Source organism: Marinomonas phaeophyticola, assembly GCF_026966905.1.
In the GTDB taxonomy this organism is placed as follows: Bacteria; Pseudomonadota; Gammaproteobacteria; order Pseudomonadales; family Marinomonadaceae; genus Marinomonas; species Marinomonas phaeophyticola.
On record NZ_JAPUBN010000011.1, the window covers coordinates 341,420 to 358,711 of the forward strand.

General features: G+C 45.9%; 17 protein-coding genes. 10 read left to right on the plus strand and 7 right to left on the minus strand.

The genetic code is table 11. The features are described from left to right. The first annotated feature begins 39 nt into the window (after positions 1–39). The 10 genes from O1D97_RS05450 to O1D97_RS05495 all read left to right on the plus strand — a co-directional run bounded on the left by O1D97_RS05450 (position 40) and on the right by O1D97_RS05495 (position 13,860). Positions 40–1,689 carry a VWA domain-containing protein gene (locus O1D97_RS05450; RefSeq protein WP_269123571.1) on the plus strand — a complete coding sequence of 550 codons (1,650 nt, stop codon included), beginning with the start codon at positions 40–42 and terminating at the stop codon, positions 1,687–1,689. Between the two features lie 82 nt (positions 1,690–1,771). Further along, positions 1,772–2,269 (plus strand): RadC family protein, encoded by a 498-nt coding sequence (gene radC, locus O1D97_RS05455; protein WP_225468059.1) that lies wholly within the window; start codon positions 1,772–1,774, stop codon positions 2,267–2,269. Beyond that, the gene (locus O1D97_RS05460) at positions 2,269–2,610 is read left to right on the plus strand and encodes a plasmid-related protein (RefSeq protein ID WP_224640830.1); all 342 of its coding nucleotides are present in this window, start codon (positions 2,269–2,271) and stop codon (positions 2,608–2,610) included. Before radC ends, O1D97_RS05460 begins: the two co-directional genes overlap by 1 nt. Before the next feature lie 91 nt (positions 2,611–2,701). Further along, entirely contained in the window at positions 2,702–3,775 is a 1,074-nt protein-coding gene (locus O1D97_RS05465; RefSeq protein ID WP_269123577.1) for a DUF7146 domain-containing protein, read from the plus strand. 89 nt (positions 3,776–3,864) lie between these two features. After that, positions 3,865–4,617, plus strand: coding sequence for a hypothetical protein (locus O1D97_RS05470; RefSeq protein WP_269123579.1), 753 nt, complete (start codon positions 3,865–3,867; stop codon positions 4,615–4,617). Positions 4,618–4,636: 19 nt separating this feature from the next. Next, positions 4,637–6,280, plus strand: a complete 1,644-nt coding sequence (locus tag O1D97_RS05475) for an McrB family protein (protein ID WP_269123580.1) — start codon at positions 4,637–4,639, stop codon at positions 6,278–6,280. A gap of 3 nt (positions 6,281–6,283) precedes the next feature. Next, positions 6,284–7,711, plus strand: coding sequence for a 5-methylcytosine restriction system specificity protein McrC (locus tag O1D97_RS05480; RefSeq protein ID WP_004249393.1), 1,428 nt, complete (start codon positions 6,284–6,286; stop codon positions 7,709–7,711). Positions 7,712–7,951: 240 nt separating this feature from the next. Further along, on the plus strand, positions 7,952–8,896 hold the full coding sequence (locus O1D97_RS05485; RefSeq protein ID WP_269123583.1) for a thioredoxin family protein: 945 nt from the start codon (positions 7,952–7,954) through the stop codon (positions 8,894–8,896). A gap of 2 nt (positions 8,897–8,898) precedes the next feature. Further along, complete coding sequence (locus tag O1D97_RS05490) at positions 8,899–10,287, plus strand: conjugal transfer protein TraH (protein ID WP_023584068.1); 1,389 nt, start codon at positions 8,899–8,901, stop codon at positions 10,285–10,287. A gap of 3 nt (positions 10,288–10,290) precedes the next feature. Next, positions 10,291–13,860, plus strand: a complete 3,570-nt coding sequence (locus tag O1D97_RS05495; protein ID WP_269123585.1) for a conjugal transfer protein TraG N-terminal domain-containing protein — start codon at positions 10,291–10,293, stop codon at positions 13,858–13,860. Between the two features lie 32 nt (positions 13,861–13,892). Here O1D97_RS05495 and eexS read toward each other — a convergent pair whose 3' ends face one another. From eexS to O1D97_RS05525, 7 genes are read right to left on the minus strand one after another with little or no spacing between them, the layout of a single operon-like run. Then, on the minus strand, positions 13,893–14,324 hold the full coding sequence (eexS, locus tag O1D97_RS05500; protein WP_110076562.1) for an entry exclusion protein EexS: 432 nt from the start codon (positions 14,322–14,324) through the stop codon (positions 13,893–13,895). A 57-nt stretch (positions 14,325–14,381) separates the two neighbouring features. Beyond that, a complete protein-coding gene (locus O1D97_RS05505; RefSeq protein ID WP_000566755.1) occupies positions 14,382–14,915 on the minus strand; it encodes a FlhC family transcriptional regulator in 534 nt (177 codons plus the stop codon). Continuing rightward, positions 14,912–15,211 carry a flagellar transcriptional regulator FlhD gene (locus O1D97_RS05510; RefSeq protein ID WP_000210563.1) on the minus strand — a complete coding sequence of 100 codons (300 nt, stop codon included), beginning with the start codon at positions 15,209–15,211 and terminating at the stop codon, positions 14,912–14,914. Before O1D97_RS05510 ends, O1D97_RS05505 begins: the two co-directional genes overlap by 4 nt. Next, on the minus strand, positions 15,208–15,756 hold the full coding sequence (locus tag O1D97_RS05515; protein ID WP_269123626.1) for a lytic transglycosylase domain-containing protein: 549 nt from the start codon (positions 15,754–15,756) through the stop codon (positions 15,208–15,210). The genes O1D97_RS05510 and O1D97_RS05515 overlap by 4 nt, the downstream gene beginning before the upstream one ends. Further along, entirely contained in the window at positions 15,743–16,351 is a 609-nt protein-coding gene (locus O1D97_RS05520) for a DUF6475 domain-containing protein (protein WP_269123628.1), read from the minus strand. The genes O1D97_RS05515 and O1D97_RS05520 overlap by 14 nt, the downstream gene beginning before the upstream one ends. Before the next feature lie 40 nt (positions 16,352–16,391). Continuing rightward, a complete protein-coding gene (locus O1D97_RS19830; RefSeq protein ID WP_428981096.1) occupies positions 16,392–16,682 on the minus strand; it encodes a hypothetical protein in 291 nt (96 codons plus the stop codon). Then, a complete protein-coding gene (locus O1D97_RS05525) occupies positions 16,640–17,260 on the minus strand; it encodes a hypothetical protein (protein ID WP_428981097.1) in 621 nt (206 codons plus the stop codon). The genes O1D97_RS19830 and O1D97_RS05525 overlap by 43 nt, the downstream gene beginning before the upstream one ends. Positions 17,261–17,292: the final 32 nt, after the last annotated feature.

The window sequence follows — 17,292 nt, forward strand, 5'->3', positions numbered from 1 at the left end:
CGCTGAGGGAGTATTCCCCCTAATGATTAGGAGACTCCCATGAATCATCCATTAAAAAACGCACTGCCAATCGTTGCCGCCGCTTATGGCGAAAAGTTTGGTGTGAAGGTGCTTATTCAAGGACAAGATGCGTTTACCGATGGTGAGCGGATTGTGATCCCAACAGCAAACCCAGACGACCCACACTATCAACAGATAGCTTGGGGTTATCTGGCTCATGAAGCGGCGCATATTCGGCATACTAATTTTGACATGGTGCAGAAGGCGTCGTCCAAACCGATCCGTAAGGCACTTCTCAATATCATTGAGGACGTTCGCATTGAAAACGAATTGGCAAAGGATTACCCCGGAACCCGGCGCAGTATTTCGCAAGTGATTGAGTACATGGTGGACACTCAACAAATGTGTGTACCTGAACAGCTTGAGCCTGCATCTAACTTGCAAGCATGGTTGTTGTTCCGCTTGAGATGCCATTTTCTCGGTCAGAAAGCACTGACGCCTTTGTATCAAGCAGTTGATGAAAGAGTGAGACAACTCTTTCCTGCCGCAGCGATGAGCCGGTTAAGCGCCATGCTGACAGCAGTGCCTAGCTTAGGCTCTACAGGTGAAGTGCTGAAACTTGTAGATGCCATCGTTGCCATGTTGGAAGACGAATCTCGTCCACCACAGGGTGAGTCGGATGCTGATAGCGGTAATGACATTGGACAAGCTGTGAGTAATGACAGCAGTAGTGACAGTCAAACCCCAGAAACAGACTCGTCTGTAACAGGGGATGCTGCTGAAACGGGTGATTCTGATAACTCTGCTCAAGCTGACAATTTGCGACAAGCCTTAGAGGCCAGTGCTGCTCAGTTTGAACCCGATACCTTTGCACAAGTGGCAGAAGTGTTGTCGGAACAAGCTGAAGGGCATCAGGGCGTCACTCCACTCAGTTTACCCCAAGCAGAGCAAGCTGTGTTGGGTGATGAGGCCATTTTGACCTTATCGGCGTCTGAGTCGGCTCAAATTCGAGCCCGACTTAGGGGCATGGTTCAGTCCAGTCAGGACAATCGGAATCATGCCAAGAGGCACGGTCTTCGAGTTGCAACCCATCGTCTTGCCGCTTCACAAGCAGGTGAGTCGAGATTGTTTATTCAAAGGCAACCTCGCATTGCGCCTAATGCTGCTGTGCACTTGCTGGTCGATATATCGGGTTCAATGGGTAAACCCATTGGCGAAGGTAATCGAAAGTACTTTCATGTTGCCAATGAAGCCGCTTTGGCTTTGGCCATGGCACTGGAAGGCATACCGGGTGTTGTACCTGCGGTCAGTTATTTTCCTGGTATTCATCAGGAAGTTTCTATCGCGTTATTGCCCAAGCAATCGGTTCGACATCGGGCCGCCTGTTTTGACCAAAAACCACGAGGTTGTACGCCTATGGCACAAGCGATGTGGTTTGCGGCAAACAGTTTGTTAGCGCAAAAACAGAAGCGAAAGCTAATGATAGTGCTAACGGATGGTGACCCAGATGATTGGGCTGCCACGCATGACATTGTTGACCGGTGCAGACGCAGTGGCTTTGAGCTGCTGGGGATCGGGATTCAAACACGCAGTGTTGAGAAATTCTTTCCTCAAAGCATTGTGATTAATGACGTCAAAGATCTAAAGCGTGAGTTATTCGAAGTAACACAACAACTGTTAATTCAGTAACCACATCAATTTTACCACCCTGCGGGGACGATTCCGTCTCCGTCAGGGCATGGGTTCGTCTCCGCTTTTTTTGGAGACTCCTATGAAAAACAGAAAGTTCTTAGCTGGCGAACAAGCCGGTACTTACATCGTTCCTGAGCAAGTGACTGAAGCGGATATTTTAGATATGGCGCTTAAGCTTGCCCGTGGTCGATTGAGTAAAGGTCGAAAAATTGAACAGCCATCGTCGGCGTTCTCATACCTGCAAACACTGATGCACGAGTATGAGCACGAGGTTTTTGGTGTGCTGTTTCTTGATACAAAGCATCGCGTCATTCGATTTGAAGAGCTGTTCAAAGGCACTTTAGATGCGGCGAGCGTGTATCCAAGGGAAGTAACAAAGCGAGCGCTAGAACTTAATGCAGCAGCAGTGATATTGGTTCATAACCATCCATCGGGTGATCCTGAGCCAAGTGAAGCTGATAAACGCATTACTCATCGACTCCGTGACGCCTTGTCACTTGTTGATATTCGAACGCTTGACCATGTTGTGGTCGCATCCGAGGGCTGCGTTTCGCTTGCCGAACGCGGTTATCTTTAATGAATGGGCGCATTGCCCATTCTCCTACATCACAAAAGCAGTCCCATCAACACACGTCATCACAGCTCGAATTTCTATTTGAGTTTGATGATGCCCCAGTCACTTGGTCTGACACGGAAATCTGGCAGTTACGCGAAGGCATTCTATTGGATGCGATCCGAGTATTGCTGGACGGTCGTGTCAGCACTCGGTTGCGCAAGGATGTGTTGTCGTGGATTCAAAATGACGAAATAGCGCCATTTTGCTTTCGTGTTTGCGCGATGGCTGCGGTTGTCGATCCTGATGTGCTTCGTGATTCCATCATGTGGCTATTAAGACGACATGATATCCAGCTTGACTAACGTTCCTGCATTAACCAAACGGCTTAATGCAGGACCCAAGCTGACTTTTACCACCAGTGGTAGGAGTCGGCTTTTTACTTAAGGAGGTTATATGGCGTTACCTTTACAGATTGAAACAGTGAGGCCATATCTTAATGGCCAATGGCTTCAAGTATTAGCGGTATTGGTGCCAGAACTTAATGCCGCCATTGCTAGAAAGGGCCGTCATGTGGCTTGTCCTGTTCATGGCGGTCGTGATGGCTTTAGGCTCTTCAAAGATGCTGAATATACCGGAGGTGGCGTTTGTAACACCTGCGGTATCTTTCATGATGGTTTTGAACTGTTGTCTTGGATTAATGGATGGAACTTTGCTCAGTCTATTGAAGCAATCTGCCAGGTTCTTGGTATTCAATCCGGACAAATACAAGCGCCTATTCGGCCAATACCGAGTAACGCAGTTGATTGGAGGGCTAGAAAGCAGGACGAGGACAAAGCGATTATCCATCGGTTGAATCAAACCTGGGGAGAAACGTTTTCTCTTGCAGATACTCGTGCGCAACCAGTTTGGAACTACATGCATCGTCGTGGCATTGTTACCCGGCTTCGTCCTGAATGGGATTCGGTGCTGAGGTTTCATCCAAACTTGCCTTACCATGATGAAGATGGCCTGTTTATCGATAGCTACCCAGCGCTGCTAGGTAAAATCGTTACTCAGCAAGGGCGTTCGGCCACGTTTCATCGGATCTACCTAAGTGAAGATGGATTCAAAGCGCCGGTTGAAAAGCCTAAAAAGATGATGCCGATACCAAGTGACAGAACAATCACTGGTGGTGCCATTCCTATAGGTGAGCCTGGTGAAGTACTAGGTGTTTCTGAAGGTATAGAAACGGCCCTAGCGGTAACCAGAGCAACGGGGCAAACATGTTGGTCGGTTGTGAATGCAACGCTACTGGCTAGGTTTGAACCACCAAGTAATGTGAAAATGCTGTACATCTGGGCAGATCACGATCTCTCTGAGACCGGCCTGAATGCAGCGAATGAACTCAAGAAAAAAGCCTGGCAAAAAGGCATTCTAACACAAGTGTTGATCCCCCCGATACCAACGTCACTCGGCGTGAAAAGTTGGGATTGGAATGATGTGCTGAATGTTTACGGTGCCATGGGCTTTCCGAAAGTTCATATCTAATCTAAGGGGCTTCGGCCCCTTTTTTTGCGCCTTGCATATTTGAAAAAACATGGAAAATGAAAAATAGATAACCAATAGGAGAAACAAACATGATGGTATTAACCCTGTTAACAAAGCAGATTGATGGTGAGTTTACGGTTTACTGGAAGACCGGACTTCGAAGAGGTGGTGAGCTAAAGGTCGATTTAGGTGAGCAATACGACAAGCTACCTGAGCAGCAAAAGCCAATTGCAGCTGAGCTTTATGCTATTCATCACCTACTGTCAGTGAAAGAGGTGATGGGGAGTAACCGAAGCGGTAATGGGCTTCAAATCGGGGTCAGTAAAGGAGCTATCAAAAAGTTACAGAAACAACGCTCAACTCAGCATTCACTTTACATCTTGACTAGGTTCTTGCTCACCCGTTACCAAGAAGCACAGATATCGGTAGAGAAGCGGGACGATTGGCTCTCACATTCCTTCGAAGAATACAGCGTCGATAATGCTACAGTGAGAGAAATCGATGAGGTCATCAACGTTCCGAACATTGGACCTGTCGTGGTGACTCGTCATGCACTGGAACGGTTTGTGGAACGGCTTTCAGACGGTGCACCTAAGCATCCTTGGAAGGCTTTGACTTCAAGGTTATTTAGCTCATCATTGACAAAAGCAATTTTGCCTGAAAAGGTAGCTCTTCATAAGAACCAAAAATATAGTAACAAAGCTGATATTTGGCGGCACAGTAACAGTGATTTGCATTTTGTGGTCGTTCCGTCAGGAGCAATGAAGACTTTGGTTACTGTTTTCAGGCTAAATGAGTCTCTCACAAAAGCGCAAAATGAATTCAAGATGTGTGTCCGATAATCCAGTAACAAGGGAATAAATGAAAAGTAGACTGAAAAACCTATATAAATATCTTATTGAGAACAGGAAGCATGAAGTCAATGGATGGCACAAAGCCTATCGTGACTTTTACAGTCAGGTCGCTCAAATCCGTGAGCGAATCACATCTGGAGAAGGCTTGTCTCAAAATGATGAAGCCTTTCTGAAGCAGTTAATCTATGAGAAGAGCAACGGTATCGCTTCTCGCGGACAGTCAGTGTTGAGCAATGACAACTTCCAGTCATTCATTAAAAACAAGAATTTCATATCCGCATTAGAAAAATTTATATTGATTCCAAACAGTGAAAACTTCACGATTTTTTCTGATTCGTGGTCTAACCAAGGTAAATCCAACAACCCTGTTCTCGTTAATCGAGTGGCAGCAGCTTGTACGCTCGAAGTCTCCACAACGGTTGATTCCGGTAAATTTAATCAGGTTTTTAGTTGGCTTATACGCGAAGGAATAATTCCAGCATACCCAGCAGAAGAAAATCAAAGTTGGTTTGCTAAAAACATTTTTCTATTAAAGAGCATCAAAAGCGAGTTTGATAATGAGCTTCGGGAAGGTAAAACTGATGAGTTTTATCTTAGTCAGTTTGTTTGGGTGCTTTACGAGAATTTGTCAAACCCATTCAGTTTAAAGAAGCAGATTGTTAAATACGGTGCGCCGGGGACAGGGAAAACTTATCAAGCTCGCCTGCAAACTTCGCTCTTGTTTGACATCTGGAAAGAGGAATTTGCTCCCTACAGCCGTCTCACACATGCAAGTCAGATTGAGTTGGTTCAATTTCATCCTTCTTTCAGTTATGAAGACTTTATGGAAGGGCTACGTCCTGTTTTGGACAGTGATGGGAACTCTCAATTAACGTTGCAAAATGGTGTTTTTAAAGAGTTTTGCCGAAGCGCTGGTAAGTGGGAAATCGATGTATATGGGCTTGGACTTGCTCAGAAGTGGGAGTCTCTTACTATCAAGGAACTTCTCCCGTTTAGAGAAAAGTTATCAGGCGAGCATTGGCAGGATATTTTCGAAATATCAGATATATCCAAGCTTGTATCGGAAGCAGTACCACCATTTTTCTTTATAATTGATGAGGTAAACCGAGCTGAGTTGTCTCGCGTTTTTGGTGAGTTAATGTACTGTCTGGAATACCGAGGCACTAGAGGTTGCGTTAAAACCCAATATTCCAATCTGAACAATGAACATACTGGTATGCTTAAGGACGCACAAGGGTATTTGTTCTTCATTCCAACAAACATCTATCTTATTGGAACGATGAACACGATAGACAGAAGTGTCGAAAGTTTTGACTTCGCTTTGCGTCGAAGATTCCGTTGGGAAGAAGTGGTGCCTGATATGGCGCTATTGAAATACCATTTGAACCAATTTTGCAAAGCTTGGCTGCCCTTGGTGGATAACCTTGAACGCTTGAATGAATTGATAGCTAAAGAACCTTTGCTTGGTAATGATTACCAAATTGGTCATGCCTATTTGATGGACTTGAAGTATGCAACCAGCCTTACAGTTTCGGAGGTACGAGAGCGTGTATGGGATGATTGTATTCGTCCGTTATTACAGGAGTATCTTCGTGGAACAGGTAAGGAGACTGAACTGATTAGCTCCTTCGGAAAGGCATTTGGGGTTTAAACTGTGTGGCTTTTCGATATCATTAAGAACGGCACACTGGTCGATAACCAGTCCTATTTTGTCAGCGAAGGCATTTTGACAAATAGACGTTTAGGAAAGTCGATAACCCTTAGTGCCAAATCAAAAGGACAATGGACCTATCCTCATAACGACGAGTCTGCAATTTGGCACTTTTTGAATTCGGTATCTCGTGATGTCGAAAAAACGCTGAATGATAATATTTCCGATGCTTTAATACTCTTCAATGATGAAGATTACGAACACAATACAGATGGCGGTTTCATCGGTGTCTCTGGTACGGATGCCAGAAATTTTAATCTCGACACGGGCAATCTAATCGGATTTGTTAAGCGAGGAGATTACTCTCTGAAGATCAGCTCACGTTTTGGTGATGCTTTCCTTCAATACATCATTGCAGATGCCGATGGATTTCTCGAATTAGAAAACATTGGAGGAGAAAGTCACGCAGACGGTTACGAGTGGCTTTTAGCATATCTATGGAACATTAAGTTTAAGAGAGCATACCGCCTGGGCTTGCCAAAGACTTATATTACAAGAAATGATCGTATTTCCCGCGTAAGGGGAACTATAAATGCTACAGATTATTTCCAGAATAAATCATCTGGAAAATATTTATGCTCGTACCGAGAGCACAGCTACGACAGCCCTGCAACTTCACTTTTTATAAAAGCTTATGAAGCAGTCGCACATTACTCATTTTGTCACCAAACACGAAATATCTATAGTGCATTTCTGACTGCCAATCAGGGGATTAAAAGGTCACAGCAAGAAATTTTGAGGACTTCTCATTTCACCAACCCTTTCTACAATGATTATAACGTGCTCATTGACTTATCTAAGCAAGTCATTGACCGGAAGGGCTCTGATTTTGATTCGCAGCAGGATTCGAGTGCTTTCTTTTTCGATATTTCGATGTTGTTTGAATATTTCATTCGTAAGCTCATCAAGCGAGATGGGCTACGCCTGCTAGGTAAGTTCGAGCAACGTCAGCAAATAGCATCTGGTGCTCTCAGTGGTTATATGAGAAAACTTGAACCTGATCTTGTTATAGAAATCGATGAGAGTTTATTCGTATTTGATGTGAAGTATAAAGCATTTGATTCACAATTTGGGGTGAAGCGTGAAGATCTTTTTCAGCTACATACTTACATAGGGCAGTATGGAAATGTTGCCGCAATCAAGGGATGTGGATTTATTTACCCTATATCAGAAGAACGATGGGCTTCACTTAACCTTGAAAAAACACAGGGTGTGATTTCAGATATTATTCACCAGCAAGGACAAGAGATACCGTTCCATGTGCTTTTTCTAAAAATCCCTGAAGATACGTATATTGATTTTAATAGGAAAATGAAAGAGCAGTGCAGCATTTTTATTAATGCCCTTTATTCTAAGGTTTTTAATCGGTGACGTTTTTTTGTGGAGAAAGGCCATTGTTCAACGAAATGTCATTTTTTTGAAGTCGAGATTGTTTATTGAGTTGGGTATCATTTTTATATCATAGGCATTATCGAGATAGTGACAAGTCAGCTGAGTTGGGTTGACAGTTCCCTATAGTCAGAAACACACACAATTCCTTCATCTATCTGGCCAATGGCACTGGCGGGGATCTTTAGCATGTTAGCTCTGTGAAATTTTCTGGAGCTGACAATGAGAACCCCTTTGTTACCTTGGTTCATCCTATGGGTGACCATCCCAATCATTATTTTCTTTCTATTCATCTTGCCCGCCCATGCTAGTGATGGGCAATTCTATCAGCGTGGTCAGGAAGGCTGGTTTTGGTATCAGGTCATTCCTGAGCCAGCGGAGGCTGAAGAGCTTATTAAGCCGGAATCTGGTGCGGCAGAGTCGATTCAGAGCGAGCTGAAGCCCTTCAGTGCTGCCTGGTTTCGTGAGCACATGCAGTCGTTCATGGACAAGGCAATTGATGAGCCGACCACTGAGAACGTCAGAGCCTATCTGTATCTCCAGCGCGTTATGATGGATAAGGGCTCACTATTTGCTGATGTTAGCCAGCAGGTGGTTATGGGCGATCCTGTTTTGGATGAAATCAGTCGCAGACCCTTGGCGACCTATGCTGCTAATCGGATGGATCGAGAAGCTGGCACTCAACGGGATGTTGCTTTAGGTGAGGTAGCAAAACGAGCTGGCTTGTTCTTTTTCTATCGTTCAGATTGCCCTTATTGCCATGCTCAAGCGCCTATCATCGAATCTATGGCCTTGAACTATGGGTTTGAGGTGTTTGCTATTGCTGTCGATGGCTTGCCTTTACCCGGTGGAGAGTTTCCCAATTACAAAGTCGATTCAGGACAAGCACAATCCTTGTCCGTTACGACTGTCCCTGCCGTGTTTTTAGTTGATCCGCCTAATCTCATCACTCCCATTGGCCAAGGCGCAATGAGCCTTGATGAGCTCAATAATCGAATCATTCTTGCAGCCCATCAAGCCGGTTGGATTGACGATCAAACTTACTATGCCACCAGACCTGTTCAACCCGGCGTGTCACTCGCGATGTCAGCCCAAGAGCTTAACGAAAAGATATTACAGGACCCTGAGTTCCTTGTTCGCTATCTGCGTGCACAAGGAGGGTTATAACAATGAAAAAAGTATTCCGAGTATCGCTAATCGCCTGTGCGATTGGTTTTTCATCTATGAGCCAAGCAAGCTTGCAACAGGAGATGAACCAGTTGTTTGGTTCAATGACCAACACTACTGCGCCTGGCGTATTCGAGAGTCAGCGGCGTGGCGTTATATCTGGAGGAAGTGTTGTTGTCCGTAACAGAATCATGAACGAGAACCTCGTCTCTATGGTGCCTCCGTCATTCCAAGCCGGTTGTGGCGGCATTGATATGTTCGCTGGAAGTTTGTCATTTGTTAATGCAGATCAGTTTGTTCAATTACTCCGTTCTGTTGCTGCAAACGCCAAGGGATACGCATTCCAATTAGCGCTCAGTGCTATGTGTGAGAAATGCTCTCAGCACATGGAGACACTGCAAAAGAAAATCCAGCAGTTGAACGAGTATTTCGGCAATTCCTGTCAAATGGCTCAGGGAGTCGTGAACGATACCCTGGCTGCTTTTGGTAAAAAGGGGCAAACAGAAGCCAGCATGTTGAGCTCACTTAAAGGGGCTGGAGACGTTTTTACCAGTTGGAGTGAATCCAATGGTAAGAACCCATATGAGAACGCTTCGAGTGTCGCGGCATCTGATGTGAACAAAACGATTAAAGGTAATTTGGTTTGGCGAGCATTGAAACGTCACTCGGCATCAAGCTGGTTTGCATCGGGGGATGACCGTTTTCTTGAAGCGGTTATGTCGGTGACTGGTTCGATCATTGTTGGTGATCTTGCTAATGCCGCTGATGGCCAAGGTAAAGCCCCAAAACTGACCAGGCTGAATGGCAATAAAGTGACTATTGAGAATCTAATTCATGGCGGTAACGTCGCTATGTACCGATGTGACACAGTGACGCAAGACGGTTGTCTGAACCCAACAATCACTAACGTGACTCTTACCGGGTTATCAACTCAGGTAGAAAATTTACTTCTTGGTACAGGTTCTAGTAACGGCATTATTTTTAAGTTTGCTCGAAATACAGGGGCTGCTAGCACCACCGAAAAGGCTTTTATGACCTCGGCTCCTGCCAGCATTGGGGGCATGATTCGAACTCTTTCTGCATTAAATGAAGGGGCCGCTAGGTCGTTTGCTTCACGAGCGGCTCCATTTATTGCTGTTGAGATGGCCCGAGCATTGGTTGAAGACATGCTCAACGCAGCTAGAAGCACATCGGGTGTGGAAGATCATGCCTATGCGAAGTTGTTAACGGAAGATCTTGAACGTGCACGTCGCCAAATCAATGAGGAGTACGCCGCGTTGCAGCGAAGATACGGCTCAGAGCAAGAATTGCTGGCGCACTTTAACCAAGTGATTCAGACCATTCGCAAGCAGCGTTATTACACCGTTAAATCTACGGCGTTGGGGGAATAGGTCATGTGGGAGATCTATTCCATCGGGGATTCGGCTTTTTTAGAGCAGGTCCTGAACGCTGTCGCAATGATCACTGGTACAGGCGACTTTACTTCAATGGTTCGGATTGGCTTGCTCATTGGGGTATTGATGGTCTCTGTTCAGGCCTTAATGCAAGGTGGTCGTGGGATTAACTTTCAACACGTTTTAGTCTCATGGCTAGTCTTTGCAACCATGTTTGGGCCCAGTACCCGCGTGAGCATTGAGGATGCGTACACGGGACAAGTTCGAGTGGTTGATAATGTGCCCATCGGTGTTGCTGCCGCAGGCAGTACGATTTCGACTGTTGGCTTTCAAATCACGCGATTGTTTGAAACGGCGTTCTCAACTCCCGCCATGACGGAATACGGCTTTGCATCCAGTTTACAGTCACTGATTAAAGTGAGAAAACAGGTGATGGATCGCTCTGGGTTGGGTGATGCAAATCGTGTCGCCGGTTCGGACATCGAGCAATCGTGGTTTAACTACATCAAAGAGTGTACCTTGATTGGTATCGACATCGGCCAAAAGAACCTAGATCAGGTGCTGAGTGATCCTAACCCAATGACTGCGATTAGGTTTGATTCGCGTATTTATGGCACACGCATCATGCTCAGTGGTAGCAGTAGCGATTTGGACTGCACCGATGCCTATAGCCAGCTGAAACTCATAACAGAATCAACCTTCATTCCAAGGCTTAAACAGGTTCTATCAGCCTCATTGGGGGCTTCGTCAGCCACTGACACTGATGACGTGATCCGAAATGCACTGAATAACCTTGGTTTGGCTTCGGTTAACACCCAAGAGTACATGACCGCGTCGGTGCTTTTGCCTATTTATGAGCAAAGCGTGACGGGCAAGTATATGGATGATCAAGCTTTCACCGCAGCCGTTATGGTTAACCAAGCGATTGAGCAGCGCAATACACAATGGGCGGCGGAGCAGACCCTGTTCCAAAGTATCGTTCGTCCGATGATGACGTTTTTTGAGGGCTTCATTTACGCCATCACCCCATTGATGGCCTTTGTGATTGCCCTTGGCCAAATCGGGATGCGAATGGCCGGGAAGTACTTGTTAATCCTGCTTTGGATTCAACTTTGGATGCCTGTCATGGCCATCATTAACCTGTATATTCATTTAACCGTTGCAGGGAAAATGTCGGCGCTTGATGCCTTTGCAGGTACAGAAGTGCCATCTTTTGCTGGGATGATGCAGATGGATTCAGTGCTGCAAACCTGGATAGCTACTGGCGGCATGTTGGCGTCGAGTGTTCCGGCGATTTCGCTCATGCTCGTGTATGGCTCAGCAATAACCGCTACCCACTTGGCTGGACGTCTTCAAAACGGTGATGCCATTGATGAAAAGCTGGCAAGTCCAGATGTCGCGAAAAATGCCCCGGTAATGCAATCACAGTCAATGTTCCAGAATTCAGCTCTTACGGGTTCTGCTATGACCGGTGCGTCAAACCTACTAAGCAGTTTCTCTGTCGGTAACGCAGTGGGTTCAATGGTCGGCTCTGCAAAAGAATCCATGACTCAGGCAACCCAAGCCTTTAGTCGTCAGGTTGGCAATACCATGAGTCGAACTTTTGGTGAAAAGCTAAGTTACGACAACCTGTCTTCGGTTGGACGTCAGATCGGTTCTTCTAATTCCGCATCTAGTGCCGTTGTTAATCAGGTCACTGATGACCTTCAAACACGGTATGGTTTCGGAGACGATAAAAAAGATGCTGTACGTGGCTTGGTATCGGGCGTGTTATCTGGCGGACTAAGGGTTGGTGGCGATGGAACCATTACTAATCCCGGTGAGAAAGAAGTTGCCGATAAGGGTTTTCTTGGGAGGCTTCTTGGAACGGGAGGCAATGATTCTCCACAAGGTAATTTGCCTGGAGTTGATAAGCCAGATTCATCTCGTGTACCAAAACTATCAAGGGTACGAGCTGGGCTGGATTTAGGCGGTAACTTTAGTGGCCAAGTTGAGTCGTCAGAAGGCAGTTCTCGGTCTACGACCGCAAATACGCTCACTGGGGAGATGCAAAGCTTGGCATCGAGTGATTCACGACGTGCTGAGTATCGCGATGCGATGGTTAAGGACCTTTCAGATTCAAGACGCTCTGGCGTTGAGATGTCGTTGTCTAATCAAGACTATCAGTCACTTCAGAGTTCAGCACAAGACGTTGTCACGGCATCAAACCGCTTTAGTGAGCTTGATCAGGCCAGCTACAGTCTATCAGGACAAAGAAACACGGATGGTGCGACGTTAACTCGATTAGCAGCGGATAACCCTGAAGTAATGGATTATTTAGGTCTCTATATGAACCAGCATGTTGAAGCCGGTAACCGACTACGTGAAAACCTACCAATGTATCAGCGCTTGCTACCTGATGATAATCAGGCGTATGTGGCCGCAGCTATGGAGTCTTTAACCTATAGCAACTCTTCAACGCCCGCTGAACGCGACAATGATTATCAAGCAGCAATGGCTGTTATGGCCATGGCTACCGGAGCCGATTTACGCTCGATACAGCCACGCTCTAATGAAGGCTTGTCATCAACGGCACCTACTTTTGGTGGTATTCAAAGCCAAGTCGAATCGGGTGTACTGGGAGGTTATGAGGATGCTGCAACAGTCCAAACGCAGTTCAATTCGGCTCAATCCGCTTACCAAACCAATCTTTCTGGTGTAGATGGACAGCTGAATGCGCATCAGCAACAAGCCCAGCAGGCCGTAGCTTCTGACACAAGTACCTATCAATCTGGACTAAACAGTGAAGCTGGCTCTCAGTGGCGATCTCGCATTATGGCTGATGATAGCGGAGTCTCTGGTGCTGAAATGTTCTTCAACAGCGCCAGTGCTATCGGTGATTTCAGTGGCAAGCATACTGATGCAGCACTGCATACCTTGAATCATTTTGGCGAAGACTATGAGAGTTACAAGGAGCAAGCCCTTGCAGAACCTGGCTCACGAGGTTTCTTGCACAATGCAACGGTGGCCAGCAAATCAACATGGGATGGGTTAAAAGCAGCCGTTGATGCCGGAACCTCTTTGGAAAATCCTTTGACGGCGTTTAATGATGCATACAGTGGTTCGAGTTCGCAGTATGCCTCCGAAGTTAACTGGGGCACTAAGTCTGAAGCCATGTTGGCGGGGGCATTCGGTGCGGCAGTTAACAATCGATATGGTGAGTTCTTAGAGCAGTATGCTGATGATTTTAAACAGGAAGCATACAGCGAAGGGCAGAGAATGGGATTGACCCCGATTCAAAGTCAAGTGTTCGCTCAAGCTTTCAATGAAGGTTTGGCGGGGCGCGTATTCAACTCTGAAGACTCATCGAGTTGGTCGCCTGAAATGCTAGGTCTAAGGGAGCAAATGCTAAATGAGTATCGTCAAAAGGATGAGAGTGGCGCTTACATTCCTGACAGTGTGTCCGAAGAAGATAAAGCATTTGTGGATAAGCAGATAGCGGTGATCTCAAATGCATCGCTTGCGGGAGATTATGCTCAGAACAACTTGATCGATATTAGGGCTTATAACCAGGCATCAGGAAGGAACTGAAAATAGAAGGTAGCCAGCTTGTGGTTGGCTGGCTATTTTTTTGGCTTTTTGGGATACCTTGGATAAAAGCCATCAAAAAACGAATGGAGCTTATACCAATACCATTTTTCTTCAATGCTCAAAGTTCTACCCGAATCTTTAACTTGGCTACTCAAGAATCTAATTCCAGTACAAATAGCTAAGAAAAAGAGTCCCAAACCAACAATTGTCCAACTCGCTTGCCAATATGCGATTGCTACAAGCATAGTGATTATGGCAATAAGTCCGATGGGATTACAGGTCGCTTTGAATCCCAAGTAGCTGAAAAAAACGACGGTGCAGAACAGAAATGGCAGAGCCGCTAACTTGGCAGATGTCGTTAATATTTCTGATGGAAAGAAATGAGCCGCAGCCAAAGTTGCCAGAAAAAGCCCCAGTGATATAAACCAGCAGCGTGCTGGTAAAGATTTAAGTAAGTTTGTCATCTTCTTAGTACTCTCAAAGTGCACAGACAGTGCACAATCAAATCATGTATCAGCATGTTAGTTCTCAAAAAGTGCTCTAGTGGTTTGCTCGGCCATAATTTCGCACACAGGGCATTTAAGCTGAATGCGCTGTTGTGATACCGTCAAATACAGACTGCCGCATCGACACCGGTGTAAGGATGCAAGCTGTGATCTTAAATCACGAGCTAGAACCCAACCTTCATTGATGGTCAGTTTTTTCCAGGGGATCTCAGCTGGAAGATCTGCTTCTTTTCTTGCAACCAAATACGCATCGTAAGCCTTCATCAAAGCATCGATATTTAATTGCTTGTAGACATTATCACCACCAATATTGACATAAAGCGCCATCAGCAGGGAGCCTTCAACTAGGGCTCTTCTGCTTTTAACAATGGCATCAGATTCTGGTAATTGACCAGGACAAGGTGACTTGCCAGTCACTTCTTTGTGCAGCCTTCTGATAATGTGGATTGGCAAACCAGTATCGAGCGCGATAATGGTTGTTCGAAATCCGTATTTAATAAGCAGCGAGGCTCGGGTAAACAGCTCACTTTTGGACAGGTTATCAATCATGCATCCCCCTTGTTGTTTAGGGTTGATAATAAATAAGCGATTCTTGGGATACCTGTGCCTTTGCTCTTCACCATCTCAATCAGTTGGCTTTGGTTACCCCTTGGTTGAAACAGCATGAATGATGAGGTCGCAACTCGTTGCAGGTCGTCAACACCGGCATTAATCAGTGCATCCACCACGTCGCGTGTAAGTCCAAAGCGCAAGACCGCCTCTTGCGGATCAATTCGCGCTAATTCACGTGCTGCGTGTAGGTACGCCAAATTTAATTGATAGAAGTCTTGTTGATTGGTTGTCATTGACGGACCTCCAGTTCATGTAAAATATTGCGATAGATAGAAAGCACTCTTTGCCCATACCAGCGTGCACGCTCTTCGTTCCAACTGTGATAGCGGCCTATGCCAAGCTCTAAATCGTTTGGTGAAGACTTGATTGCTTCGGCCAAAATACTGGAGCCGACAGTAAGGTTGGTGATGGGGTCTAGCAGTTCTGCTGCTGAGCTCACTCGATGCCCATGCCAATGCAAATTGATTTGCATAAGGCCAATATCGAGCTGGTATTTTTCAGTCTCTTGCAGTGCTTGGTTTAACAGTTGCTCCGCTTCTGTCTTAGATTTGGCGTAGGTTGCGTTTGAACCATTGCGAATTGCGTATGGCCATGGACTGGTCATGTTAAGACCTCGATGTGAGGCCGACTCAGCCAAGGCAACGGCGTAGAGCATGACTGGATCAATACCAACATTTTGTGCTGCTTTTTCCCACTGATAGCCCGGAAACGCATAGACTGAAGTGCTTGCGGACATGGCTATCACTAGGGCAACGGTTTTTGCTTTAATCGTTTTCATTTTTGTCCTCTAATTGATTTCCGAGAAGCGCCTGAATGGCTTTCGGGCTTATTCTTTTTAATGGCACTGCGCTAAAGTCAGCGATGCCTCTCGTATAAACTTGTGCCGCTTTTGACCAGTCACCCACGGCAACAGGCGCTTGCATATCAAATCCTTTTTGCTGGTTCTGATGGTCTGCAATACCCTGTAATAGCCTTGGGTATTCACCCACTTCGTCCCGTAGCAAGTAAGCCTGGTAGCGTGTTAAAAACTCTTTTTGCTTAAAGGGGTATTCCCTGTCATCAACCTTGCAGAGTTCAACCCATCCACCCATGTCTGAAATCACGCGGTGAATAAGCGCATCGTCAAACATCACGGATGTCCAAGCGCCAACCTGACGAACAGCCTTGTCAACTTTGTTCCAAGCAACCATGGCTCTTGAACCCGAGTTGCCATCGATATGCTTGATGACGTCAGCGGGCTTTGGAAAAAATTGCCCAGTATCCGGTGATTGAATATGCCGAGTCAGACCGATTCGTACCTCTTCAATGCTGTAAGCGCGAAGAGATTCAAATGCGATGGATAGCAATTGCGGTGATACGCTTTTGCCATACATGGCCCAAGCTGCTCCCCAAACTTCAGCAAACTCGCGTTTATCAACCTCCTGCACTTGAACGAACCTCCCGAATACCTGGTCCGGCCCAGCTTTCAGCGATGCGACGATTGCTTTCTTCAATATTCAACTGGTGATTGCTGCCTTTTAGCCCCATCGATGTTTGCTGTACTTCATCAATGCGAACGTACTCGTCTTCCCATTGCCGGTTTAAAAGCCAGTTATGTGGCATAGGGGTCTTAGTCCGATCTTGATACTGCAATCGGTTGTCTCGTTGCTCTTTCCAGCGTGTTAGTACTTCCAAGGCGAGTTCATGGTCTTCATCGAGACCCATGCGTAGCCATTCTTCTTTGGCTTTCGCTTTTTTTCTTTGCGTATTTGTACTTCCCAGAAGTCTTCAAACTGTATGTTGTTAACAGTTTTAACTGTTGGTTTATTGCTTCTCTCAGAGTCATCCGACCGTTGAGAGTCCCTTACCGGGTTGCCATCAGGCATAAACAATGATGAAAATTCTTCTGGTAGCCGAGCTTGAAAAGCGGCAAGAGACTTCAAAAGCGATGCCATACCAACGAAGTCGGCAGGTACATCTTTAAGCAACCGAAAGGCTGCTTTACCTTGGTTTGGGTTTTCGATTGGGTTGTGCTTCAGAAAGCTCCGAATTAAAGTCCAACCGGATTCCTCGCAACGAATCAGGAACTGATCTTGTTCTAACTCACTTAAAGCCTTGGCAACCTGTTGCTCATCCCAGTTCAAGTCAGAAGCAACGTAACCAATCGGCAATCGAAAGCAGCCAAGCAAATTACAATGTGGGCATGTAAGCAAATACAGTCCTAGCAACTTCGCAGAGTCACTCCAGGACAAAACGTTTTGCTTTAGCCAAAAGCGGGTGTAGACCTTGCCATAATCACGCATGGAAGAACTCACTTTTGTCTGTAAGTAAAATG

What these genes read in the sequence shown, in the direction of transcription:
- O1D97_RS05510 (WP_000210563.1), bottom strand. Translation starts at nt 15,211, where the DNA reads ATGACAACCAATCAACAAGACTTCTATCAATTAAATTTGGCGTACCTA.
- O1D97_RS05460 (WP_224640830.1), top strand. Translation starts at nt 2,269, where the DNA reads ATGAATGGGCGCATTGCCCATTCTCCTACATCACAAAAGCAGTCCCAT.
- O1D97_RS05505 (WP_000566755.1), bottom strand. Translation starts at nt 14,915, where the DNA reads ATGATTGATAACCTGTCCAAAAGTGAGCTGTTTACCCGAGCCTCGCTG.
- O1D97_RS05465 (WP_269123577.1), top strand. Translation starts at nt 2,702, where the DNA reads ATGGCGTTACCTTTACAGATTGAAACAGTGAGGCCATATCTTAATGGC.
- radC (WP_225468059.1), top strand. Translation starts at nt 1,772, where the DNA reads ATGAAAAACAGAAAGTTCTTAGCTGGCGAACAAGCCGGTACTTACATC.
- O1D97_RS05525 (WP_428981097.1), bottom strand. Translation starts at nt 17,260, where the DNA reads ATGCGTGATTATGGCAAGGTCTACACCCGCTTTTGGCTAAAGCAAAAC.
- O1D97_RS05475 (WP_269123580.1), top strand. Translation starts at nt 4,637, where the DNA reads ATGAAAAGTAGACTGAAAAACCTATATAAATATCTTATTGAGAACAGG.
- O1D97_RS05490 (WP_023584068.1), top strand. Translation starts at nt 8,899, where the DNA reads ATGAAAAAAGTATTCCGAGTATCGCTAATCGCCTGTGCGATTGGTTTT.
- O1D97_RS05485 (WP_269123583.1), top strand. Translation starts at nt 7,952, where the DNA reads ATGAGAACCCCTTTGTTACCTTGGTTCATCCTATGGGTGACCATCCCA.
- O1D97_RS05495 (WP_269123585.1), top strand. Translation starts at nt 10,291, where the DNA reads ATGTGGGAGATCTATTCCATCGGGGATTCGGCTTTTTTAGAGCAGGTC.
- O1D97_RS05515 (WP_269123626.1), bottom strand. Translation starts at nt 15,756, where the DNA reads ATGAAAACGATTAAAGCAAAAACCGTTGCCCTAGTGATAGCCATGTCC.
- O1D97_RS19830 (WP_428981096.1), bottom strand. Translation starts at nt 16,682, where the DNA reads ATGGGTCTCGATGAAGACCATGAACTCGCCTTGGAAGTACTAACACGC.
- O1D97_RS05520 (WP_269123628.1), bottom strand. Translation starts at nt 16,351, where the DNA reads ATGTATGGCAAAAGCGTATCACCGCAATTGCTATCCATCGCATTTGAA.
- eexS (WP_110076562.1), bottom strand. Translation starts at nt 14,324, where the DNA reads ATGACAAACTTACTTAAATCTTTACCAGCACGCTGCTGGTTTATATCA.
- O1D97_RS05470 (WP_269123579.1), top strand. Translation starts at nt 3,865, where the DNA reads ATGATGGTATTAACCCTGTTAACAAAGCAGATTGATGGTGAGTTTACG.
- O1D97_RS05450 (WP_269123571.1), top strand. Translation starts at nt 40, where the DNA reads ATGAATCATCCATTAAAAAACGCACTGCCAATCGTTGCCGCCGCTTAT.